This is a genomic window from Blautia sp. MCC283 (assembly GCF_018785565.1).
Taxonomy (GTDB): Bacteria; Bacillota; Clostridia; order Lachnospirales; family Lachnospiraceae; genus Blautia_A.
Genome location: NZ_WQQB01000030.1, coordinates 18077 through 39356, shown reverse-complemented (window position 1 = coordinate 39356; position 21280 = coordinate 18077). Strand labels below are relative to the sequence as shown.

Genomic DNA, 21280 nt, shown 5'->3' with positions numbered 1-21280 from the left:
ATTTTACTTATAATGTGCAGATATGCACAGTTTACGCTTTCATCTCGGCAATTGAATTACCGAGGATTCCCGCTTATCTTCCTAAATATAAATGCCACAGCCATCAAAAGTGAAAAATCTTCCTGTGCTTCTCTCTGCTTACCTTCTCCTAATTTTTTTGCTACCAGTGCATTTCCACCACTGCCAAACATCATTCCGATTGCCGACGCAAGAAAGATCATTGGCATTGTGATATTGATCGCAGATAACGCATCTGTATCCACCAGTCTTGCAATAAAAATCCCATCCACCGTAGAATACAGGCTGGAAAAAATACTGGATAAAATCGTTGGCAATGCAAATACGATCAGCCAGCGGAAACTGACTTCATGTTCTAATTTAACTTGTGTATCCAAAAAATATCTCCTCTCTTATATATCTTCCATCTTACTCAGTAAGATATCCGCAAATTTATTCTGTACTGTAATAATAGTTTCCACATCTCTGTCATCCAGCATTCCTATGACTTCTTCCTCATACTGAAACAGCGGCTGAACCAGATTTCTGGCAAAACGTTCTCCACTTTCTGTCAGTGATATGATCTTTTCTCTTTTGTTCTGTGGATTAACCTGCATCCAGATATATCCTGCATTTAACTGTTTCTTAATAAGGCTGTTAACAGAAGTCTTAGGTGCTCCCAGTTTCATACTTAACTCTTTCTGTGTGATCTCCCTGTTTTCCTTCTGAAAAATTTCATAAAACATCATCATTTCATATAAAGTTAATTTATGTTTCGTAGCCCATACATCATATACCTGATCTATTTTCTGTGCTGATTCATAGATCCGGTCAATTTTTTCCCGGTTCGTCAATGATATTTACCTCCATAAAAAATAGTACGATTTCGTACCGTTAGATATTAGTTCGAAATCGTACTATTGTCAATAGCAATTTATAAAATTTAAGAATTATTTCACTCTGCACTCCGGCTCTTTCCCAAAAGCAGAATTCCCACCAGCAAAAATACAGGGAAAATAACCCCTGCCAGGATTCCTTTTTTCAGGTTGTCTGATAATATCCCGGACACAAATCCAACTAAAGTCGGACCTCCGGAGCATCCTACATCTCCGGCCAGTGCAAGAAGCGCAAACAGGGATGTACCTCCTCTTCGCAGTGCCATGGATGCCTTGCTGAAGCTTCCCGGCCACATGATTCCCACGGAAAATCCGCAGATGGAACAGCCGATCAGTGACACAAATGCAGATGGTGCAAGGGAAATGCAGAGATAGGAAATAATGCAGAGAATGCTGCTGCCGATCATAAATTTGTCCAGATCCATCCTGTCTCCGAATTTTCCATAAAAGGCTCTGGAACTTCCCATCAGGATCGCAAATGCCATAGGACCTGCAAGGTCTCCGATGGTCTTGGTTACTCCCAGTCCCTGCTCCGCAAATGTTGAAGCCCACTGGCTGACACCCTGTTCACTTGCACCGGCACACAGCATCATTAACATCAGGATCCAGAATGTCTTATTCCTGCATAATTCTCTTATTGTCATTCCTGTCTCGCCCTCTTCGATCAGAGTTGCGATAGGAACTTTTGTAAATGTAATACCATTTACAATAGGAACAATCGCCCAGATCAGTGCCATGATCTTCCAGTTTTCAATTCCAAATATACGGAAAAAGATCGTGGAAAGCAGGACCACTGCCACATGACCCCAGCAGTAAAAGGAATGCAGAAGGCTCATTGCCTTTTCTTTATTATCACTTGGGCAGCTCTCCACAATAGGGCTGATCAGCACTTCGATCAATCCGCCGCCTACTGCATAGATCACTACGGAAATAAATAATCCCGCAAATGCATTAGGCAAAAGATCCGGCAGGATCACCAGGCAGATCAGTCCTGCCGCTGAAAATACATGAGCCAGAACAATGGAAATCCGGTAGCCGATCCGGTCTACAAATTTTGCAGACAGAAGATCAATGAGCAGCTGGATCCCGAAATTGAATGTGATCAGCATTGTGATCTGGCTCAGTGGAATATGGTAGCTTTTTTCAAATGTCAGAAAAAGCAGCGGCACAAAGTTATTTACGATTGCCTGCACGATGTAACCCACAAAACAGGCATATACCGTTTTCTGATATTTGTCTTTCATCAGAAATCCTCCTCCATGTTATTTTGATTCCTTTTCAGCCTTTTGTATTATATCACCACGTTTTGAAATTGTAATTGCACTTTTCTTTCATTTTATAGTACAATATCACTATATATAACAGAAAGGAATTCTGTAATCTCATGCAGAACATTCATACAAACAGCAATCTGCAGGAAACAAAAAAACACGGCGGACCTGATTTTCCTTTGAAATTTTATATAGATGATACTCGAAAATTTTATAATAACGATATCAATTGGCACTGGCATAAGGAATTTGAGATCATCTGCGTTTCAGAGGGTACTGTTACTTGCCAGGTTGAGCAGAAAACCTATACCTTACATTCCGGCGAAGGAATTTTTATCAACAGTGGTATGCTGCATCATTTCACAGCCGAAAACTATGGCGTCATGCCTAATATTGTATTTTCCCCCACTTTTCTTGCTCCAGGTGAAAGTCTTATTTACAAAAAATATATTCTGCCATTAGAAAATGCCATGCTTCCCTGCGTTATTTTCAAGCAGCAAACATGGCAAAAACATATTCTGGATCTCTGCGGTCAATTGTTTCTTAATCTGGCCTCACCGGAAAGACAGGAGCTTCTCATTCATAACCTTTTAAGTGAAATCTGGCTTATTATGACAGAGCATCTTTCCCCGGAACAGCTTACTCCCAGATCAAGTGTTCTGCCTTCACACTCTGAACGCATGATTCCAATAATGCTCGAGTATATCCAGACACACTACGCCGCCCCAATATCACTGACAGATATTGCAGCTGCCGCGAATATCAGTCCCAACACCGCTTTACGCTATTTCCGGGAAAATATCGGAATATCCCCGGTCGAGTATCTTATTCAATATCGTATCAGCATCGCCTGCAAAATATTAAGGGAAAGCTCTGACAAAATAGCCAGCGTTTCTGTCAGAGTCGGATATGACAATGTCAGTTATTTTTGCAGGATTTTTAAAAAACTTGTAGGAAAATCTCCCTCTCAATATCGAACTGAAGCGAAATCATCCGTTAATTTTCCCGGCAAATTTTCCTGAGATACTTCCGGGTACGAGCCTTGCACCGATATTCATCGCCTTTGTTAATATCCCTCATTTAACCGGACAATATTCCTTAATTCTTTTCCGTTCAGATATCGTTCCAGATTTTCCATGCAAATGTTCCAGATCATATCCTGAACTTCTGCGTTTCCTCCGAAACTTGGGCCTGCGATGTGTGGGGTGAGAATAACCTGGTCCATTTCCCACAGCGGAGAATCGAACGGAAGTGGTTCTGTCTCAAATACATCCAGGACTGCGCCTTTTAAGTGGCCCTCCTGTAATGCCCGGATCAGGTCTTCTGTTGGAATAAGGCTTCCTCTTCCTACATTGATTAGAACTGCATCTTTTTTCATGGAATGCAGACGGTCGTAATTCAGAAGTCCTTTTGTTTCCAAAGTTCCCGGAAGGCAGCCGATCACAATGTCCGCCTGTGGCAGTTTATCATCCAGTGCTGTCAGATCGTATACCTCATCAAAGTCTTTCAGCTGCTGCGAATGTTCTGAGACTGCTGTTCTTTTTATTCCAGTCACATGGGTTTCAAATGCTTGCATTCTGTGAGCGATGTTTTTTCCGATGTCACCGGTTCCCAGGATAAGAACATTTTTTCCATATATGGTGTCTGATGATCTATTCTGTACCCAGAGACATTCCTGCTTGTTTTTCCAGTAAACAGGAAGTCCTCGATACAGGGCAATGATGTTCCCGATCACATATTCCGATATAATTTTTCCGAAAGCTCCGGAAGCATTGGTCAATGTAATAGTTTCCGGGAATATTTTCATTTTTGTATATTTGTCTGCGCCAGCCCAGGTCAGCTGGATCCAATGGAGATTTTCGGCTTTCCGAAGTTCCGATTCTTCCGGTTCTCCGATCACAACCTCTGCTGTTGTAATGGAGTCCCTGGTTTCATTTTCTTCAAAAACAAACTCACATTTCTTTCCGAATTTTGTTATAAACCTGTTTCGGATTTCCGGTTCACACTGTGGCTTTATCAGAATTTTTATTTTCTTCTCTGTATTTTCCATGATGTTCTTCTCCGCAGGCGATTTTCAGGATTCGTTTACCAGTTTTCCGGTCATATGCTCCGGTTCCAGCTCCAGGCAGAGAACTGCAGGACCGGAATGTTTCAGTTCATGTTCCACGTATGCTTTATCATCCGTGAATTTTTTGCATAAATTTGTGCAGATTTCCACGACCTTTTCCGGTTCTTCCACTATACGGAGGCGTCCAAACACAATCACACTTCGAATGTTTAGTGCCCATTCTCCTTCCTTTCGATATCCCTCGTCCATAACACAGAATGAAACTTTGTCACAATTTTTGATGGCATCAATCTTATGACCAGATTTTGCTCCGTGGAAATAGATTTTTCCATCTTTCTCGTTATACCAGTGGGTCATAGGCATTCCATAGGGATATCCATCCTCTCCCTGCACGGAAAGCACGCCTCTTGGTTCTTTTTTCAGGATTTCGATACATTCTTCTTTGGTTAATTCCTGTTTGGATCTTCTCATTTTTCGAAACATAAGCTAGTCCTCCTCTTGCCCTGTATTAGTCTATTTTCTGTCTGCTATGACTGTTTTTTCGTTATCTTTACTTTACTATCTTTCAAAAATAACTTTATATGTTCCCAGCACCTGTCTGCATGGAATTTTTGCTGCATTTTCTGCTGTAAATGTATCTCTGGGATAGGTCGTTTCCGGCTCTTGTGGATAGGCTGGAAGGGTTTTTCCGATGCTGACACCATGGGCATCCTTTTCAGTAAACTTCCACTGAAATGTGCAGTCACAGAATTCTTTATTCTCGGTGATCGTCTCCGGCTTTTTTAATTCCGGTGTTTCTTTCAGGAAATAACATCCCGCATTGTCTTTTTCTACCGGTGTGTTAAATTCCAGATAACCATTACTGTTGTCCTGGATCTCTGCATTGATTCTGAGAACCGGACGCAGAGAAACAAATCCCTCCGGAATGATTGCCCTGATCCTGTCCTGCTCAATGCCATAGGCCATTACGTATTGTTCTACCTGCATGAATTTTTCCCCTTGTTACTTATTCCATGTTCCATGGCTGTTTTTTGTTATATTCTATTTCCAGCTCTTCCGCCAGATATCCATCACTCATACAATGCATATCTGAAATTCCCTCACTTATCAACTGATACAGCTGTGAATGATAAAAAATACCCAATGCTGTTTCAACAGAAATCCCCATTTTTTCTGCAAATAATTCTACTATCCGTACATATTTCTTTTGTAACAAAATCGGATTAGCATTCATACTTCAAAACTCCTCTCATAATGAAGATGCTCCAAAGACTCCTCTGTGCGAAAACAGATTTGCATATTCGGCTTTTCATACTTCAGTCTGCTAATTGCCTCATTTTTGTCAATCAACTGATCAAAATACAGTTCAACCGTATTGAACACTTTATCATTGGCCACTCCGCCCATAACAATATCATAATCTGAATCATCCTTTTCTCTTCTGCAATTCATAATAAAATCCAGCCATTCTTCAGAATAAGAATCAAATTTCAAAATTTTCAGATTTTCCTGTGCGTTTTCTTCAAACTTAAAGGTTGTAACAATCCCTTGTTTACCGCGCCGTTTGAATTTTCCACACCATTTCACAGCCTGGTCTCTGAGAGGTGTCACATAAAATCCTTTACCAAAATCAACATCTGACCGGGAATGTTTTAAATCTGGATTTTTCACTTCAAGCCATGAGCCATGATATACTATCATTACAAAACACCTCTCTCTTTCATAACCTCAATAATATCATCCACAATATATTCTTTCCCCTGGGTATGAAGTATCTCATATTCCGGAATGATGTAATCATTCAAAATATCACTTTTTTCTGTCAGCGCATCATATACCTTTTCTGCACTTACACCCAGTTTTGCTGCTATATTTTCAATACAAAATATCGCAAACTCCAGTTCTCTTGACTTTTCTATGTTTTGTTTCATCATTCCCAAGGCCTCCTGTATCAGATATCAACACCCAAACAACTTCGCAGTTTTCTCCATCCTCTCTGCGATCGGCACTCCAAACGGGCAGCGAGTTTCGCATTCCTGGCAGCCGATGCATTCGGAGGCTTTGTGCTCCAGAAGTTCATAGTGGGATCTTATGGTTGCGGGGACTTCCGGCTGCATGGTGGCAAGATCGTAGAATTTATTGATCATGGCAATGTCCAGTTCTGCCGCACATGGCTTGCAGTGTCCGCAGTAGGTGCACTCTCCTTTATAGGAATGGAACGGTGCATTGGCGATCACAGACGCGTAATCTTTTTCTCCCTCCGTTGCTGTTTCATATGCTACGGCATCATTGACCTGCTCTTTTGTATCGTAGCCGCACATGATGGAACAGACTGCCGGCCTTGTAAGTGCGTAATGGATGCACTGTACCGGTGTCAGGCTTACACCGAAAGGAGAACGTTTTTCATCAAAAAGTCTTCCACCTGCAAATCCCTTCATAACTGTGATTCCCACATCATTTTCCTCGCATGCTTTGTACAGGCGGGCACGGTCTGCATCGATTCCCTTCAGACTGCTGTCAAACTCTTCTGCAAACATGGTATCAATGTTCTCACTTGCAGGAAGCATGTCAAAAGCAGGATTGATGCTGAAAAGGATCATCTCCACATAGCCGGATTCTGCCGCTTTCTTCGCCACTTTCGGATTATGGGAGCTCATACCGATATGACGGATCACACCTGTTCTCTTCAGTTCCATTACGTAATCCATATATTCAGACTGCTGAAGATCATCCCATTCTTCCTCAGAATCTACGTAATGGATCATTCCAAGATCAATATAATCCGTCTGGAGTCTTTTTAAAAGATCTTCGAATGCAGGACGCACATACTCCATCTCTCTGGTACGGTAATATTGCTCATCCTTCCAGGTTGATCCGATATGTCCCTGGATAAACCATTTGTCACGGTTCTCCTTAATTCCCTCCCCAATGATATTTCTGGATTTCGGGTCCGGCATCCAGCAGTCCAGGATATTGATTCCTTTTGAAGATGCATAATGGATCAGCTCAATACTTTCCTCCTCCGGATGGCGCTCCAGCCATTCTCCTCCAAAACCGATCTCACTGACCTGAAGCTCTGTTTTTCCTAATCTTCTTGTTTTCATTACTTTTTCCTCCTGATCTATTCTATAATTATACTCTTAAATATCTCTGCTGCCTTACTGAATACCGCATGCTTTTTCCATACCAGAGCCTGTCTGGTAGGAAGCTGGGGTTCCAGCGGAAGAAAACATACTTCCGGATCCAGTTCCGGTGCCAGCATCTCTCTGGTTGTCAGAAAATACCCTAACCCCTGCTGTACAAAAGAAATGGGGCTTCCATGAACCACATTATAGGTTGCCGCAATATTTAAGTCCTCCACATCCATTTCTGCCCAGTGCGCAATCTCATTCTGAAGACCAATTCTCTGATGCATGATGAGAGGCATTGTCCTGATATCTTCTTTTGTTATCACTTTTCCGCTGGAAAATGGATCGTCTTTCTTTGCAAGGATTCCCCATTGTGAAATCTCTTTCAGGGAAAAAAAATCGTATTTCATATTGTCAATGGGCTGCAGCATAACTGCAAAATCCAGTGTTCCATGGTTCAATCGCTCCGACACGTCTGTGGCATCTCCACTGTAAAAATGAAACTTCACATCCGGATATCGTTCCCGAAGCTTCGCAGCTGCCCCAAGAACCGATGGCGGCGTACCTCCACCCATATAAATATCTCCGATGACATCTTCCGTATCTGAGCTGATTTCCTGCTGGGTCTTCTCCACCAGTTCCAGGATTTCTTCTGCCCGCTTGCGCAAAAGAACCCCCTCCTCTGTCAGAGTGATCTTCCGTTTTCCACGGATCAGAAGTTTTTTCCCAAGTTTCTTCTCCAGTTCCATCAGTTGCTTTGACAGAGAAGGCTGTGCAATATGCAGGCTCTCTGCTGCCCTTGTGATATTCTCTTCCCTTGCCACTGCCAGAAAATAACGTAATTCACGAACTTCCATAAGCATCTTCCTATCATTCTTATTAGCTATATAATATCATAGTTAATAGGTATTTGCTATTATTTTTCCAAGGATATATACTGTATATGGTATGAGGCAAAAAAGCTTCTGTTTGCATTATCATTTTACTAAAATCAATGAGGTGTTCTTTATGAAATCAAAAAAACAGACCGCAAAGCTGGATATCCTGAACGGTTCTATCTGGAATAAGATTCCTCTGTACGCTCTCCCTGTAGCAGCAACCGGAATTCTGGAACAGCTGTTTAACGCATCGGATATTGCGATCGTAGGAAATTTTGCCAGCACAGACCGTACTGTTGCCATTGCTGCGGTAGGTGCCAACAGCCCTGTGATCGGCGTGATCCTGAATCTTTTCATCGGTCTCTCCCTGGGAACCAATGTTGTCATTGCCAATGCTATCGGGAGAAAAGATGAGCATGAAGTCCAGAAAGCTGTGCACACTTCCGTTCTGGCCGCTTTTCTGGCAGGTATCCTGACTACTTTGCTTGGAGAATGGCTGATCGGAAATTTCTTAAATCTGCTTAATGTTCCGGCAGATGTTTTTCCATATGCACTTTTGTATATCCGTATTTATCTTCTGGGATTGCCTGTGATCTTTCTCTTTAATTTTGAGGCTGCTATTTTCCGCAGTACCGGCGATACCAGGACACCTCTTCTGGCCCTGTTCTGCGGCGGTGTATTGAATGTGCTTTTGAATCTCTTTTTTGTAATCGTCCTTGGAATGAATGTGAACGGAGTTGCCACAGCCACAGTGATCGCCAATATTGTCAGCTCCTCCATTCTTTTTATCAAACTGACAAAAACAGAGAAATGGGTACATCTTGACTTACATAAACTATCCATTGACAGAGCCTGTCTCCTGAAGATCCTGCGGATCGGACTTCCTGCCGGAATCCAGAGTGCCGTATTTAATATCGCCAATCTGGTGATCCAGTCTGCTATCAACAGTCTTGGAACTCTTGTGATCGCAGCATCCAGTGCAGCCTTCAATATTGAGATCCTGGTATATTATGTATTTAATTCATTCAGCCAGGCCTGCACAACATTCGTGGGACAGAATTATGGCGCAAAGCAGATCCGGCGATGCAAAAAAGTTCTGCTGTTATGTGTAGCCGAAGGTCTGGTAACAACTGCCGCAGCTGCCATCCTGATCCTCTCCAGCGGAAAATTCCTGCTCTCCCTGTTTAACAGTGATCCCCAGGTTATTGACATCGGTTATACCCGTCTGGTCATTATCTTTTCCGCATACATTTTCAGTCTGCTCTATGAGATCATGTCCGGCTATCTCCGGGGTTTCGGGATTTCTTTTGTCCCGGCACTGCTTACAACCATCGGTGTCTGCGGAACCAGGATTGCATGGGTATATGCCGTATTCCCGAACCACCGCAGTTTTTCCAGCCTGATGATGGTTTATCCTGTCAGCCTGTCCACAACAGCGTTGCTTATTCTCATCGCAGTGCTTGTTTATCATCCGGCCCGCAGATACCAAAACAGGACCGACAGACATTAATCGTCTGCCGGCCCTGTTCTTTCTTAAACTTATACCATATCACTCCGCCGGATGATTCCAATCCCAATGGCATACGGGCCTGTATGCACACCGATGGTAGCTCCGATCCGGTGAATGGGAACTGTCTCTGTTGTTCCGAATTTTTCTTCCAGGCTCTGCATCAGCATTTTCTGGAAGCTCTCCGCTTCTTCATATCCATAGCAGTAACCAATGACCAGGGAACAGTTCTCTGGAGTATACCCGTTCTCTTCCATGTAATCAAGAAGCAGGTCAATGGTTCCTGCCATAGATTTTTTTCTGCCCCTTTTCAGCCCCGGTGAATAAATCTCACCGTCCTTTAAGGTAATCAGCGGTTTCACATTGAGAAGCTTACCTGCAATGCTGGCAACCTTTCCAATGCGTCCGCCGTGCTCCAGATATTCCAGATTTCCTACCGTAAAAAAGATCCTCTGGGTATCTGTCAGCTGGTTCATTCTTTCAATGCTGTCTTTCAGAGTATAACCCAGGTCACGAAGTCTGCAGGCTTCCAGCACATAAAGCCCCTGCATCAACGTACAGGCCAGAGAGTCAATGATCTTCACCTGAATGTCCGGATACTTCTCTGCAAGCATCTTTGCTGCGATCTCTGCGGACTGCATGGAGGAACTAAGCTTGGTGGAAATACAGATACAAAGGATATCTTTTCCCTCTTTTGCCTTTTCTTTAAAAACTTCATAATAATCATTTGGAGACGGTGCCGCTGTCAGCGGAAAAACATTGGACTCCGCCACCATTTTCCCGTAAAAATCCTCCAGACGGATTTCTACACCTTCTTTTTTATATTCTTTTCCGTCAAAAGAAACCAGGAAATGCACCTCGCCGATTTCTTTTTCTTTCACGATTTCTTCCGGCAGATCGCAGGAACCGTCACTTACAATAGTAAAATATTTTTCCATAAAAACCCTCTTCACACGATAATAATGTTAATTCTTTTATTATAATCATTTTGACAATTTCTGTCCATGTAAAACTATAACACTTACGGGGATTCCTCATTTTCTCTATCACTTTATTCCATTTGTGAATCCGACTTTTTCTTTGCATCTTTTTCCGGTTGTTATAAGATTGCTATATAAACATCTTTGAATTCTAAGGAGATTGCCATGTCTGATTATATTATCACCCAGATCCGTCAGGCAGATAAATACGGAAATCATCTGGTCGATGAGCTGCTTGCTGCTGAGGGGATCCGAAGAGATGCAAACCTGGATTATACCTGCGGGATGTATGATGACGAGATGATTGATAATGGATTTTCCGTCAAATCCCATAAGATGGATGGTTTCCACATCCTGACGGAATCCTTCCATGTTGTCAAGGTCTGTATAAACCGTATCAAAACACTGTACTCCTGCTGCTCTTGCCGCAATCACAAGATTCTGTCTCGCACCCATCAGCTCGATTCCTGTTCCTGTAATATGTGTCTGAAGATCTTTTGTGTAATCACCGCCGGAAAGGGCAATGCCGAAAAGTCTCTCACTGGACTCGCAGATATCAAGAGCCTTCATCACACCTCTGGCAGATTCCACAGCTGCCATGATCAGGACGCTTCCCTCAGGACGGCCGAACTCTTTTTCCGCATAGGCAATTTCACGCTCCACAAGCTTTACATCCTGTGCGCTTTCTGTTTTCGGGATACGGATGGAATCACATCCACCGGCAACAGAGCAGCGGATATCTTCTTTCCAGTAAGGGCTGTCCAGGCCGTTGATCCTGACTACCCGTTCACATCCACGATAGTTAATTGTTTTCAGTGCATGATACAGGGAAAAACGTGCCGCGTCTTTCTGGTTCTCTGCTACTGCGTCTTCTAGGTCCAGCATGATAGAATCTGGTTTATAAATGTATGAATCTTTGATAAGTCCCGGTTTCTGAGCATTCAGAAACATCATTGTTCTTCTCAGTCTTTTTTTGTTCGGATTGTTCATCGGATATCCCCTCCCCATGGTAAATGTTCCGTCTGTAATACAGAGCGGTAAACTGCTGCTTCAATACGTGCTTTGATCGTACAATCCAATGCACCTTTGTCTACGATGGTAAGTTTTACGTCGCTGACGCCAAGATTTTTCAGAGTTTCCAGTGCTACTTTACGGATCTGGTTTCCATACTGGTTGATCACGGAGCTTTCCATGGAAAAATCTACATTTCCTTCTCCTTTTTCTACAGTTACCTGGCAGTCGCTGGATTCCAGAATTCCTGCAATGGCTGGCCTTACGATATCCATGTTTATCCTCCTTTTGATCCGGTAACATAACTGCTGCCGGAACCTTTATGTTGTGTTCTTTTGTTCATCTGAAGCTATCGTAAGGTCGTAACCTTACAGGAGAAATAATATTTTTCTTAATATTTGTTAAGGTACGGAATTTTTCCTGCTTTTCTTTTTATAAAACAGATATTCGCAATGTTGGTAAATCTGCCCATTGCGTTTTCTTCGTAAGGTTAGTATAATAACCTCATATTTTAAAAGTGAAAATTTATATACTTTTTATATTTTTCATTCACAGGGAGGATTTGATCATGAAAGAACGTTTAAACTGGGCAGTTCTTGGTACCGGTGTGATCGCCAATCAGATGGCGCAGGCACTTCAGAAAATGGGAAAACCGCTGTATGCAGTTGGAAACCGTACCTATGAGAAAGCCGTTGCCTTTGCAGAAAAATACGGTGTACAGAAGGTTTATTCAGAAATTGATGAAATGTTTACTGACGAAAATGTGGATATTATCTACATTACAAGTCCTCACAATACCCATTATGCCTTTATGAAAAAAGCACTGCTTCACGGCAAGCACCTTTTTGTGGAGAAATCCATCGCCCTTAACAGCCGTGAGCTGGATGAAATGATCGCTCTGGCCAGGGAAAAAAATCTCATTCTTGCCGAGGCCATGACCATCTGGCATATGCCCATTTACAAAAAACTCTGGGAAACAGTCAAAAGCGGCTCTCTGGGAAAAGTCCAGATGATCACCATGAATTTTGGAAGTTTTAAAGAATATAACATGAACAACCGCTTTTTCAATATGAACCTGGCAGGCGGTGCCATGCTGGATATCGGTGTTTACGCACTCTCCATTGTCCGAAGTTTTATGGATGAAAAACCGGATGAGATCTTAAGCCAGTGGAAGCCTTCTCCTACCGGTTCTGATGAGCAGGCAACCATTCTTCTTAAAAATCCTTCCGGTCAGATGGCGACTGTCGCACTTTCCATGCACTCCAAACAGCCGAAACGTGCCATGATCAGCTGTGAGAAAGGTTATATCGAGATCATGGAATATCCACGTGCAGATAAAGCAGTGATCGTGGATGCAGAGACAGGAGAAAAAACTGAAATTTCCTGCGGTGACACTTCCGATGCACTGCTTTATGAGATGGAGGATATGGAACATGCAGTTCTTACACGTGATACCTCCGGCTTATATCTGAATTATACAAAAGACGTTATGGATATCATGACCTATCTTCGTAAAGAATGGAATATGAAATACCCGGATGAAAACTGGGACTGATCTTCTTCAGTTACTTCTGTTTATTTCTGCCTCTGATACCTGGTCACCACCAGGATCATGCAGACAAAAGCAATCGCAAACATAGCTTCCAGCCCGATACCTTTCCAAACGGATGCAGCTGCCTCACCTGTGAGGTGGCTGTAGCTTCCAAGAGTCTCATTTACCGTTTCATACCAGTATACAGGAAGAAACTGAGACACCTTCAGGACATTTCTGTCCATAACATTCATGGGAACAAAAACACCACACAGAAAACACATTCCAAGAGACAGGATATTGGCAATCCCGCTTAACATGTTGCTGTTTTTTACAAAAAGCCCGATCAGGTAGGAAAGAGAAAGTGCCACTGCCATCATCACCAGGGTGTTCAGTACATAGTATCCGAAGTTCTCTGAACCTGGAAATGTTTTTCCATACATAAGAATGGCACCTGCCATACCGATTCCCCATAAGCCCCCGCCCATGACAAACATGGCCAGAAGTCCTTCCAGGCTTTGTCTTCTTGCCGAGACTGCCGACGCCTGCATTCTTTCAGGAATATCATTTTTTTTGAAAGCCATCAGCACATATCCCATGACATAGCAGAGCACAGCAAGAAACAGATATGGCATATAGCGGAAATAATAGAGCCATCCAGGGGTACTGCCATTTCCGTCTGTATCCAGCATGGTGACTTCTCCTCTTTTTTCATCCAGGATCGCTGCTGCCGCTTCCTCCTTGGAAAAACCGGCTTCCAGATATGTCCGCATGGTGTTGAGGCAGTTCTCAAGCTGCTGATCTACATAATATGCTGAGTAGGATCCAGGCACCTTTGTCACGGAAATACTTTCCCCGTTTACCATACAGCTCTCATAAAAATCCTCAGGGATCACCACGATGTACTCTATATTTCTGTAAAAAAGCTCTTTCTGAAGCTTCTCCCTATTGTCTTCCAGCATAGTCACATGATGGGTGTTTTCAAACCATTTTACCAGTCCTTCTGCCAGTGGCCCGTTATCTTTATCCACCACACCGATCTTTATTTTTTCGCTTTCATAGCTGGTATACGTTTCCTTACCTGCTGCTGCCTGAAGTGCCATTGTCACCCCGAAAAAGATGCACAGATACAGGAGGATCAGGCCTGTATTTTTTTTCATAATTCTCATATAGCCTTTAAATACTGTCATAACGTTCCCTCCTGACCATGAAAAAGGATGCCATCACCAGCACCACACACATCACTGCCAGTGTAGCCAGACTTCTGTAATATCTGGCTGTATCATCATATACATTGATACAGTAAAATGCATCGGCGATCAGTGATGCCGGATTGATCCGGTTTACAAACGGGGCACTTTTTTCCACGATATCCTTCATATTTCCGTTCATCAGTCCCGCAAGGAAACTGCTTACCATGGAGATTCCAAGCATGATCCCGATCTTGGCACCTTCCTGCATTTTTCCAAAGCTACCGATAAACATTCCCATGGATACGCCGATGAGACTTCCGAAAAAAGATACCACCAGCATTTTTCCCATCTGTCCCTGAAAATCCAGATTGAGAATATAACGGAGATACAGGATCAGAATGATCACATCCATATAGCCCAAGGCAAAAGATGCCAGCTGGTCTGTAAGGATCAGTTTCAGCTTATGGGTCGGTGTCACACAACGTCTGGCTGCCAGAGGTGTGATGTTGGCCTGGATCCCGATAGAAGAGCCAAAACCGATAAAGCATCCGTACAGGCAGGCCATGGCGATCAGTGCGTAAAAGAACTGCACATTTCCGTCAATGGTACGGCCCCCAAGGGAAACTTCCTTTACCAAATCCTGGGAGCTTAACAGGGTTTTCATGGTTTTCATATCCATCTGGGGATTTTTTTTCATAATGTTGGTGATGGTTGCTCTGGTATTCCCACAGCTGTCAAGAACTGTCTGGAGAATACTCTCTTCCATTCCGGTCCCTGCTACTGTAAGGGAAGGATCTTTTCCCACATAATAAATTCCTTTTATTTTTTTATCCTGCAGGGCTTCCAGTGCTTCCTTTTCCGGCATTTCTTCTGCCTTTAAAAGATCCGGGCTGCTTTTTTCCACCTGATCAAGATAGGTCAGGAAAAACGTATCTGCAGTATCTTTCTTCACAACTGCCACCGGAACGATCTGAAAATCTGCTTCATTGATATTTCCAAATGCAAAGTAGAAAAAAGTTCCAAGCACAAGTGGAAAAACCAGCGGCCAGAAGATGATATTAAAATTCCGGACCTTGGAAAGAAAACTGTATTTCAGTAAATGCAGCATTTCAGCTCACCTCCTAATCTCTCAGCTGTTTTCCGGTGATCTCCAGAAATACATCGTTCAGTGTAGGAAGCTCCGAAAAGACTCTTCCAAAAGAAATATCCTGGCTCTGCAGATAATTAAGAAGACGGATCAGGTTATGCCTGGCATCGGTACAGCGCACGACCAGCACCTGTTTTTCGTACTGCACATCAAACACATGATCCAGTGTGCGGATATCCTGGAGATTTTTTTCTTCCAGGGCAATGGCTTCCACTGTGATGGTCTCTCCTGTTTTGATCATCTGCTTCAGTTCCTCTTTTGTTCCCTGCGCGATCACTCTTCCGTGATCCATGATGGCGATCCTGGTGCAGATCTGCTCTACCTCTTCCATGTAGTGGGAAGTGTAGATAATGGTGGAGCCCTGCCGGTTCAGTGTCTGGATTCCTTCCAGGATCTTGTTTCTGCTCTGAGGATCTACGGCTACCGTTGGCTCATCCATGATGATCAGCCTTGGTTTGTGAGCGATCCCGCAGGCAATGTTCAGTCGGCGCAGAAGACCTCCGGAAAGCTTCCTGGGATGCATTTTCCGGAAATCTTCCAGGCCTGTAAATTCAATGGCTTCCTCCACCAGCTCTTTTCTTCGTTTCTTGTCTCTTATGTAAAGGCCGCAGAAATAATCAATATTTTCCTGTACTGTCAGTTCCTCAAAAACGGCTACATTCTGAAGCACGATGCCGATCTGTTCTTTAATCTTATAGCTGTCCGGTTTCATCTCTTCCCCGAAAATTTCCACCTGACCTCTGTCGTATTTCAGCAGGGACAACAGACAGCTGATGGCCGTTGTTTTTCCGGAACCGTTGGGGCCAAGCAATCCAAAGATCTCACCTTCCCGGATATCCAGATCCAGATGATTCAGTGCGGTAAGATCACCATACCGTTTTACCAGATTTTCTATGTGAACCATACCCTGTGGCATATTTTTTCCTCCTTTTTCACAGTCCATTAAACGGGACTTTTCTGTTTTATCTCAGAAATTTATATTTCTTTTATGATGCCATTATAACTTTTTCTTCTGTCTGCTCCAAGTGTGGGATGTCATTAACTGCGGATGACAAATGTCATGTCTTTTGTAAGAAAACAGATTTTTCTTTGCAGGTAAGGAGCTGGTATACTATAATGAAAATACATTGCTGTAATTCCGGGAAAGGAGGGTTTATTTTTTTTATGCGTTATTTTACAGATTCCGCCATATTACTCTTATACAGTATGCTGGCATTTTTTTATGTACCTGCAGATCAGTCCCTTGTATTCTCCCTCCTTTTTACAGTGATCCTTGGCTGCGTTACTTATCTGTGCAGGACATCTGAAACAGAATCCTGGCCCTACAATTCTCTACCAGTGCTGAAAACCTCCGGAAATATCCTTCCGGTTCTTGCCGGAAGTTATGTGGTTTTTGGGTTCTGTTCCCTGTGGATTACGGATCTTCTTCTGTTTTTCCCACTGCTTCTGTATCAGACATTATCTGCCAGACTTTTTCTTCTGGCAGTGGTGGAACTTCCATTCTGGGGACTCCTTGCTTTTCAGTTCCACAAGTTTCCGGAAATTCTCTGTCTCGCCGGAAGCTTTGGTTTTATCCTGGCGTTTTTTCTCTGGTCTCATACCAGGCAATATGAACTCCTTGCCCGGAATTTCCGTCAGAGCCGTGATGACAGCGAAGAACACGCACTTCTTCTTTCCGAAAAAAACAAGGCGCTTCTGGAAAAACAGGATTATGAGATCTATGCTGCAACTCTCAGGGAGCGAAACCGGATCGCACGGGAAATCCATGACAATGTAGGCCATGTGCTCTCCCGCTCCATTCTTATGACTGCTGCCTGCAAAACCATCAACAAAGATGAATCCCTTGATCCTCTTCTTGGAAATCTGGAAGAATCTCTGAACGGCGCCATGAACAGCATCCGTTCCAGTGTCCATGATCTTCACGATGATGCGGTGAATCTGGAAGATGCCATAAAGGGACTTGTAAAAGATTTCAGCTTCTGCCCGGTAACCCTCACCTATGATATGTCCAGGCAGGTTCCAAGAGAGGTGAAATACAGTCTGATCAGTATTACAAAAGAAGGGCTTTCCAATGTGATGCGGCACAGTAATGCGGATTCCGTCAATATTCTTCTCCGGGAGCATCCTGCCCTTTATCAGCTTTGTATCGAGGATAATGGTACGCTGGGGCATGAAATTCCGGATATTCACGCTGAGACGGACAGCAATAAGATGGAAAATGTTTCCGGCGGCATGGGGCTGTCCAATATCCGGGACCGTGTGAAGGCGCTGGGTGGTACAGTCCAGATTACACAGGAGAAGGGTTTTCGGATCTTTGTAACGATTCCGAAATCTGTTTCCAATTGAATCTGGAAGATATTTCTCACCTTGCCAGGAACTTTCCTGATTTGGTCAAAGTACTTTTCTGGCGTATTGGATCAGTCTGTTTTTCCTGATCTGTAATTTGATTTTTATAACTCATAAACAGGAGATTTTAATATGAAAATTATAATCGTAGACGACGACTGCCTGGTTTCAGGTGCATTAAAAACCATTCTTGAGGCAAATCCGGATATCCAGGTGGCTGCCACCGGCTCTGATGGTGAAGAGGCCTGCTCCCTGTATAAAGAATATCTTCCGGATATCCTTCTGATGGATATCCGTATGAAAGGAATGGACGGACTGGAAGCTTCCAGAAAGATCCTGGGTGAATTTCCTGAGGCAAAAATTCTTCTTCTGACTACATTTTCTGATGATGAATATATTATAAAAGCTCTCCGCCTCGGCACAAAGGGCTATCTCCTGAAGCAGGATTACGCCAGCATTCTTCCGGCGCTACAGGCGGTTTATTCCGGTCAGACCGTATTCGGTACAGAGATCATGTCCAAGATCCCGGAGCTTCTGCAGTCCTCCGACGGATTTGATTATGCTTCCAGAAATATCAATGAACGGGAACTGGATATCATCCGGCTGATTGCCAACGGATACAGCAATAAGGAGATTGCCGCGGAGCTTTTTCTCAGTGAGGGAACTGTACGGAATTATCTCAGTTCCATTCTGGATAAACTGCAGCTGAGGGACCGGACACAGGTTGCTGTGTTTTATTATCAGCACAGATAAGGAGAACTATAATGAACCGCTATCTTACTATCCATATCCCGGAAACAGCTGCCCCGGCACCTGTCTCCCACTTTCTTCGCACCCAGGCCGGTCTTACAAAAAAGCAGATCAGCCAGGCGAAGTTCCGTCCCAGTGGTGTCCAAAAAAACGGACAGCAGTGCCGTGTAACAGAAACTGCTTATCCAGGAGATCAGATTACGGTATGCCTGGAAACGGATGATGTTGACTCTCTGCATCTGGAGTCGTCATCTTTTACTATCAGTTCAGACAGTCACTCTTTCCCACTTTCCACAGACTCAGGTTCATATTCTGATTCCACAGCTTCGGAATTTGCAGGTTCTGATGCCAATTCTCATATTTACCATTCACCGTCTACAACGTCACAGCTTCTTCCTGAGCTGGAGATCCTGTACGAAGACCAGGACATTCTCGCAGTAAACAAACCCGCCGGACTGGTCACCCACCCCTCCGGTTCCCACTACAGCGACAGCCTCTCCAACCAGGTTGCCGCCTATTTCCGTTCCAAAGATGAGCCTACCAAAGTCCGGTCTATCGGACGGCTAGATAAAGAAACTTCCGGCATCCTGCTTTTTGCCCGAAATCAGACTGCTGCCGCCAGATTACAAAAACAACGGGAAAATGGAATTTCAGAGAAAACCTATCTGGCCGCGGTTTCCGGTTCCATGCTGGAAGATACAGACGGAACCTTTCATGCGATCACAACTCCCCTTGCCCCAGATCCGGATAACCGTCTGAAAATGGTCATCTCTCCGGGCAGTTCCCTCCCAGGGAGCAAACCGGCGGTAACTTTATATTCCGTCCTGAAATCCACTGCCCCCGGTTCCAGGATCTCTGCATCCCTTGTAATGCTCCGCCTGAAAACCGGCCGCACTCATCAGATCCGTGTCCACATGGCATCTCTGGGGCATCCGCTTCTGGGTGATTCCCTGTACCATTTATCGGACACAACGAATCTTTTTTCCAGGGCTGCCCTCCACGCATGGAAACTTAAATTTCATCCACCTTTTCCAGCTGGTGAAACGACTTCAGGCATCCTTTCTTCCATTCCCTGCACTGAAAATGCCAAAAAAGAAATCTCCCTGGAAGCACCCCTCCCGGAAGATTTCAAAAAATTCTATGAGACGATGTTCTGAAGCCATACGCCTTTTTTTACGAGGATAAACCCAATGACACATTTCAGCATATCCGCAGCCTGGACCATTGCGTAAATCCCAAGTACAGGAAGTCCTGTAAAACGGCTTAAGGTAAATGCGATCGTCACACTGACCACCCAGATAAACACACTGTCAAACAGGAATGTGATGATAGTCTTTCCACCGGAGCGCAAAGTAAAATACGTTGCATGCAGGAATGCATTCTGGGGCATAAAAAATGCTGTGATCATAATAAGATATTTCGCCAGAGTACGGGCCTCGGCATTGGTGTTGTAAAGTTTCGGAAACAGTGGTGCCATCACAAACATCACAGCAGCCACACAGGTACAGCAGAATACGGAAAATGCAATCATCTTGTTGTCTGTATCCCTGGCTTCCTTCATCTTGCCGGCACCAAGAAGCTGTCCTACAACAATGGCTACAGAATCTCCCAGTGCAATAAATACAATGTTAAATACATTGTTGATAGTATTGGAAATATTTAATCCTGCTACCACATTCAGACCACGGACCGAATAACACTGTGTCAGCATGGCTACTCCTGCTGCCCATAAAGTTTCATTGAGAAGCAGTGGTGTTCCCTTGATCAGGATCTTCTTTGTGAGATTTGCAGGAACCTTCAATGTGGAATACAGGCCCTTAGCAAAAATATTCTTCTCCGTATGCTTATGTGTCCATGTCAGGACAATGCACGCTTCCACATATCTGGAAAGTACCGTCGCAACAGCAGCACCTCTCACTCCCAGTTCCGGGAATCCGAATTTACCATAGATCAGAAAATAATTAAATGTGAGATTGATCAGCACTGCCACAATCCCGGCTTTCATGGGAAGTACAGTCTCACCGCATTCACGTAAGGTACTTGCATAGACCTGCACCATCATAAATGCTGGAAGTCCCAGGAGCATGATCCATAAATACTGCTTTCCATAGACAAGTGTATCCCGGATTTCCCGTGCGGTTCCCTCTCCCCTGAGATACATGCTGATCAGAGAATCTCCCGCTGTAAGAAACAGTACAATAGTAAGTGCTGTCAGGATCACTGCCATCCAGAGTTTATAACGAAGTGTCTGACGGACACCCTCGTGATCCTTCTGTCCGAAATACTGGGCTGTAAAAATCCCTGCACCGGATACCCCGCCGAAAATGCAGAGATTATACACAAAGATCAGCTGATTGACGATCGCCGCACCGGACATCTGCTCTGTACCGATCCGCCCGATCATAATATTATCCAAAAGACTGACAAAATTCGTGATACCATTCTGGATCATGATCGGCACCGCAATGGACAGAACCATCAGATAAAACTTCTTATCCCCTACGAACTTCCGGAAAAAAGAAGATTTCGCTTTCACCTTCTCCATAAATTCATCCCCCTTTTTTTATTTTCCTTCAT

General features: G+C 43.8%; 24 protein-coding genes. 6 read left to right on the top strand and 18 right to left on the bottom strand.

The genetic code is table 11. The features are described from left to right. Nucleotides 1–56 precede the first annotated feature (56 nt). The 3 genes from GPK81_RS11030 to GPK81_RS11020 all read right to left on the bottom strand — a co-directional run bounded on the left by GPK81_RS11030 (nt 57) and on the right by GPK81_RS11020 (nt 2137). Nucleotides 57–395: an MATE family efflux transporter gene (locus tag GPK81_RS11030; RefSeq protein ID WP_252196643.1), complete on the bottom strand. Its 339-nt coding sequence runs from the start codon at nt 393–395 to the stop codon at nt 57–59. 15 nt (nt 396–410) lie between these two features. Next, a complete protein-coding gene (locus tag GPK81_RS11025; protein WP_215707043.1) occupies nt 411–851 on the bottom strand; it encodes a MarR family winged helix-turn-helix transcriptional regulator in 441 nt (146 codons plus the stop codon). A gap of 101 nt (nt 852–952) precedes the next feature. Continuing rightward, the gene (locus GPK81_RS11020) at nt 953–2137 is read right to left on the bottom strand and encodes an MFS transporter (RefSeq protein ID WP_021976130.1); all 1185 of its coding nucleotides are present in this window, start codon (nt 2135–2137) and stop codon (nt 953–955) included. 140 nt (nt 2138–2277) lie between these two features. Between GPK81_RS11020 and GPK81_RS11015 the strand changes: the two genes are divergently transcribed. Continuing rightward, nucleotides 2278–3186 carry an AraC family transcriptional regulator gene (locus tag GPK81_RS11015; protein ID WP_215707042.1) on the top strand — a complete coding sequence of 303 codons (909 nt, stop codon included), beginning with the start codon at nt 2278–2280 and terminating at the stop codon, nt 3184–3186. Nucleotides 3187–3230: 44 nt separating this feature from the next. Here the strand turns inward: GPK81_RS11015 and GPK81_RS11010 are convergent, their stop codons facing one another. The 8 genes from GPK81_RS11010 to GPK81_RS10975 form a co-directional block, all read right to left on the bottom strand. Beyond that, on the bottom strand, nt 3231–4214 hold the full coding sequence (locus tag GPK81_RS11010) for a D-2-hydroxyacid dehydrogenase (RefSeq protein WP_215707041.1): 984 nt from the start codon (nt 4212–4214) through the stop codon (nt 3231–3233). A 24-nt stretch (nt 4215–4238) separates the two neighbouring features. After that, on the bottom strand, nt 4239–4715 hold the full coding sequence (locus GPK81_RS11005) for a pyridoxamine 5'-phosphate oxidase family protein (RefSeq protein WP_118063134.1): 477 nt from the start codon (nt 4713–4715) through the stop codon (nt 4239–4241). A gap of 75 nt (nt 4716–4790) precedes the next feature. Next, entirely contained in the window at nt 4791–5219 is a 429-nt protein-coding gene (locus GPK81_RS11000) for a hypothetical protein (RefSeq protein ID WP_173762761.1), read from the bottom strand. A 19-nt stretch (nt 5220–5238) separates the two neighbouring features. Then, complete coding sequence (locus GPK81_RS10995; protein WP_021976135.1) at nt 5239–5466, bottom strand: DUF3791 domain-containing protein; 228 nt, start codon at nt 5464–5466, stop codon at nt 5239–5241. Continuing rightward, a complete protein-coding gene (locus GPK81_RS10990) occupies nt 5463–5933 on the bottom strand; it encodes a DUF3990 domain-containing protein (protein WP_215707040.1) in 471 nt (156 codons plus the stop codon). The genes GPK81_RS10995 and GPK81_RS10990 overlap by 4 nt, the downstream gene beginning before the upstream one ends. Next, complete coding sequence (locus GPK81_RS10985) at nt 5933–6166, bottom strand: DUF3791 domain-containing protein (RefSeq protein WP_021976137.1); 234 nt, start codon at nt 6164–6166, stop codon at nt 5933–5935. Before GPK81_RS10985 ends, GPK81_RS10990 begins: the two co-directional genes overlap by 1 nt. Nucleotides 6167–6190: 24 nt before the next feature. Beyond that, nucleotides 6191–7336: an aldo/keto reductase gene (locus tag GPK81_RS10980; RefSeq protein ID WP_021976138.1), complete on the bottom strand. Its 1146-nt coding sequence runs from the start codon at nt 7334–7336 to the stop codon at nt 6191–6193. A gap of 17 nt (nt 7337–7353) precedes the next feature. Next, nucleotides 7354–8217, bottom strand: a complete 864-nt coding sequence (locus GPK81_RS10975; protein ID WP_118071658.1) for a LysR family transcriptional regulator — start codon at nt 8215–8217, stop codon at nt 7354–7356. A 151-nt stretch (nt 8218–8368) separates the two neighbouring features. On the opposite strand from GPK81_RS10975, the gene GPK81_RS10970 reads away from it, so the two are divergent. Further along, nucleotides 8369–9748: an MATE family efflux transporter gene (locus GPK81_RS10970; RefSeq protein ID WP_118071657.1), complete on the top strand. Its 1380-nt coding sequence runs from the start codon at nt 8369–8371 to the stop codon at nt 9746–9748. A 29-nt stretch (nt 9749–9777) separates the two neighbouring features. On the opposite strand, the gene GPK81_RS10965 is transcribed toward GPK81_RS10970, so the two are convergent. The 3 genes from GPK81_RS10965 to citD all read right to left on the bottom strand — a co-directional run bounded on the left by GPK81_RS10965 (nt 9778) and on the right by citD (nt 12011). Further along, nucleotides 9778–10683 (bottom strand): DegV family protein, encoded by a 906-nt coding sequence (locus tag GPK81_RS10965; RefSeq protein WP_021976141.1) that lies wholly within the window; start codon nt 10681–10683, stop codon nt 9778–9780. 108 nt (nt 10684–10791) lie between these two features. Beyond that, nucleotides 10792–11715, bottom strand: a complete 924-nt coding sequence (locus GPK81_RS10960) for an aldolase/citrate lyase family protein (protein ID WP_252196642.1) — start codon at nt 11713–11715, stop codon at nt 10792–10794. After that, entirely contained in the window at nt 11712–12011 is a 300-nt protein-coding gene (gene citD, locus GPK81_RS10955) for a citrate lyase acyl carrier protein (protein WP_021976191.1), read from the bottom strand. Before citD ends, GPK81_RS10960 begins: the two co-directional genes overlap by 4 nt. A 293-nt stretch (nt 12012–12304) precedes the next feature. Here citD and GPK81_RS10950 point away from each other — a divergent pair, with 293 nt between their 5' ends. Next, nucleotides 12305–13291, top strand: coding sequence for a Gfo/Idh/MocA family protein (locus GPK81_RS10950; RefSeq protein WP_178087540.1), 987 nt, complete (start codon nt 12305–12307; stop codon nt 13289–13291). A 20-nt stretch (nt 13292–13311) separates the two neighbouring features. On the opposite strand, the gene GPK81_RS10945 is transcribed toward GPK81_RS10950, so the two are convergent. The 3 genes from GPK81_RS10945 to GPK81_RS10935 are packed head-to-tail and all read right to left on the bottom strand — an operon-like array spanning nt 13312 to nt 16511. Continuing rightward, nucleotides 13312–14457, bottom strand: coding sequence for an ABC transporter permease (locus GPK81_RS10945; RefSeq protein ID WP_215707039.1), 1146 nt, complete (start codon nt 14455–14457; stop codon nt 13312–13314). Then, nucleotides 14444–15568 (bottom strand): ABC transporter permease, encoded by a 1125-nt coding sequence (locus GPK81_RS10940; protein WP_215707038.1) that lies wholly within the window; start codon nt 15566–15568, stop codon nt 14444–14446. The genes GPK81_RS10945 and GPK81_RS10940 overlap by 14 nt, the downstream gene beginning before the upstream one ends. 13 nt (nt 15569–15581) lie before the next feature. After that, a complete protein-coding gene (locus GPK81_RS10935) occupies nt 15582–16511 on the bottom strand; it encodes an ABC transporter ATP-binding protein (protein ID WP_118064678.1) in 930 nt (309 codons plus the stop codon). Nucleotides 16512–16771: 260 nt separating this feature from the next. Between GPK81_RS10935 and GPK81_RS10930 the strand changes: the two genes are divergently transcribed. The 3 genes from GPK81_RS10930 (at nt 16772) to GPK81_RS10920 (ending at nt 19860) form a co-directional block, all read left to right on the top strand. Next, nucleotides 16772–17953, top strand: a complete 1182-nt coding sequence (locus GPK81_RS10930; RefSeq protein ID WP_215707037.1) for a sensor histidine kinase — start codon at nt 16772–16774, stop codon at nt 17951–17953. A gap of 132 nt (nt 17954–18085) precedes the next feature. Next, nucleotides 18086–18706 carry a response regulator gene (locus tag GPK81_RS10925; protein WP_021976197.1) on the top strand — a complete coding sequence of 207 codons (621 nt, stop codon included), beginning with the start codon at nt 18086–18088 and terminating at the stop codon, nt 18704–18706. 11 nt (nt 18707–18717) lie between these two features. Continuing rightward, nucleotides 18718–19860, top strand: coding sequence for an RluA family pseudouridine synthase (locus GPK81_RS10920; protein WP_118071940.1), 1143 nt, complete (start codon nt 18718–18720; stop codon nt 19858–19860). Here the strand turns inward: GPK81_RS10920 and GPK81_RS10915 are convergent. Continuing rightward, nucleotides 19842–21248 (bottom strand): MATE family efflux transporter, encoded by a 1407-nt coding sequence (locus GPK81_RS10915; protein WP_021976199.1) that lies wholly within the window; start codon nt 21246–21248, stop codon nt 19842–19844. The genes GPK81_RS10920 and GPK81_RS10915 overlap by 19 nt on opposite strands. Nucleotides 21249–21280: the final 32 nt, after the last annotated feature.

Bases quoted from the DNA above. Each gene is read 5' to 3' on its own strand.
- GPK81_RS11015 (WP_215707042.1), top strand. From the start codon at position 2,278: ATGCAGAACATTCATACAAACAGCAATCTGCAGGAAACAAAAAAACAC.
- GPK81_RS10930 (WP_215707037.1), top strand. From the start codon at position 16,772: ATGCGTTATTTTACAGATTCCGCCATATTACTCTTATACAGTATGCTG.
- GPK81_RS11005 (WP_118063134.1), bottom strand. From the start codon at position 4,715: ATGTTTCGAAAAATGAGAAGATCCAAACAGGAATTAACCAAAGAAGAA.
- GPK81_RS11020 (WP_021976130.1), bottom strand. From the start codon at position 2,137: ATGAAAGACAAATATCAGAAAACGGTATATGCCTGTTTTGTGGGTTAC.
- GPK81_RS10940 (WP_215707038.1), bottom strand. From the start codon at position 15,568: ATGCTGCATTTACTGAAATACAGTTTTCTTTCCAAGGTCCGGAATTTT.
- GPK81_RS10915 (WP_021976199.1), bottom strand. From the start codon at position 21,248: ATGGAGAAGGTGAAAGCGAAATCTTCTTTTTTCCGGAAGTTCGTAGGG.
- GPK81_RS10965 (WP_021976141.1), bottom strand. From the start codon at position 10,683: ATGGAAAAATATTTTACTATTGTAAGTGACGGTTCCTGCGATCTGCCG.
- GPK81_RS10935 (WP_118064678.1), bottom strand. From the start codon at position 16,511: ATGGTTCACATAGAAAATCTGGTAAAACGGTATGGTGATCTTACCGCA.
- GPK81_RS11000 (WP_173762761.1), bottom strand. From the start codon at position 5,219: ATGCAGGTAGAACAATACGTAATGGCCTATGGCATTGAGCAGGACAGG.
- GPK81_RS10950 (WP_178087540.1), top strand. From the start codon at position 12,305: ATGAAAGAACGTTTAAACTGGGCAGTTCTTGGTACCGGTGTGATCGCC.
- GPK81_RS10925 (WP_021976197.1), top strand. From the start codon at position 18,086: ATGAAAATTATAATCGTAGACGACGACTGCCTGGTTTCAGGTGCATTA.
- GPK81_RS10970 (WP_118071657.1), top strand. From the start codon at position 8,369: ATGAAATCAAAAAAACAGACCGCAAAGCTGGATATCCTGAACGGTTCT.
- GPK81_RS10920 (WP_118071940.1), top strand. From the start codon at position 18,718: ATGAACCGCTATCTTACTATCCATATCCCGGAAACAGCTGCCCCGGCA.
- citD (WP_021976191.1), bottom strand. From the start codon at position 12,011: ATGGATATCGTAAGGCCAGCCATTGCAGGAATTCTGGAATCCAGCGAC.
- GPK81_RS10985 (WP_021976137.1), bottom strand. From the start codon at position 6,166: ATGATGAAACAAAACATAGAAAAGTCAAGAGAACTGGAGTTTGCGATA.
- GPK81_RS10975 (WP_118071658.1), bottom strand. From the start codon at position 8,217: ATGGAAGTTCGTGAATTACGTTATTTTCTGGCAGTGGCAAGGGAAGAG.
- GPK81_RS10980 (WP_021976138.1), bottom strand. From the start codon at position 7,336: ATGAAAACAAGAAGATTAGGAAAAACAGAGCTTCAGGTCAGTGAGATC.
- GPK81_RS10945 (WP_215707039.1), bottom strand. From the start codon at position 14,457: ATGACAGTATTTAAAGGCTATATGAGAATTATGAAAAAAAATACAGGC.
- GPK81_RS10995 (WP_021976135.1), bottom strand. From the start codon at position 5,466: ATGAATGCTAATCCGATTTTGTTACAAAAGAAATATGTACGGATAGTA.
- GPK81_RS10960 (WP_252196642.1), bottom strand. From the start codon at position 11,715: ATGAACAATCCGAACAAAAAAAGACTGAGAAGAACAATGATGTTTCTG.
- GPK81_RS11010 (WP_215707041.1), bottom strand. From the start codon at position 4,214: ATGGAAAATACAGAGAAGAAAATAAAAATTCTGATAAAGCCACAGTGT.
- GPK81_RS10990 (WP_215707040.1), bottom strand. From the start codon at position 5,933: ATGATAGTATATCATGGCTCATGGCTTGAAGTGAAAAATCCAGATTTA.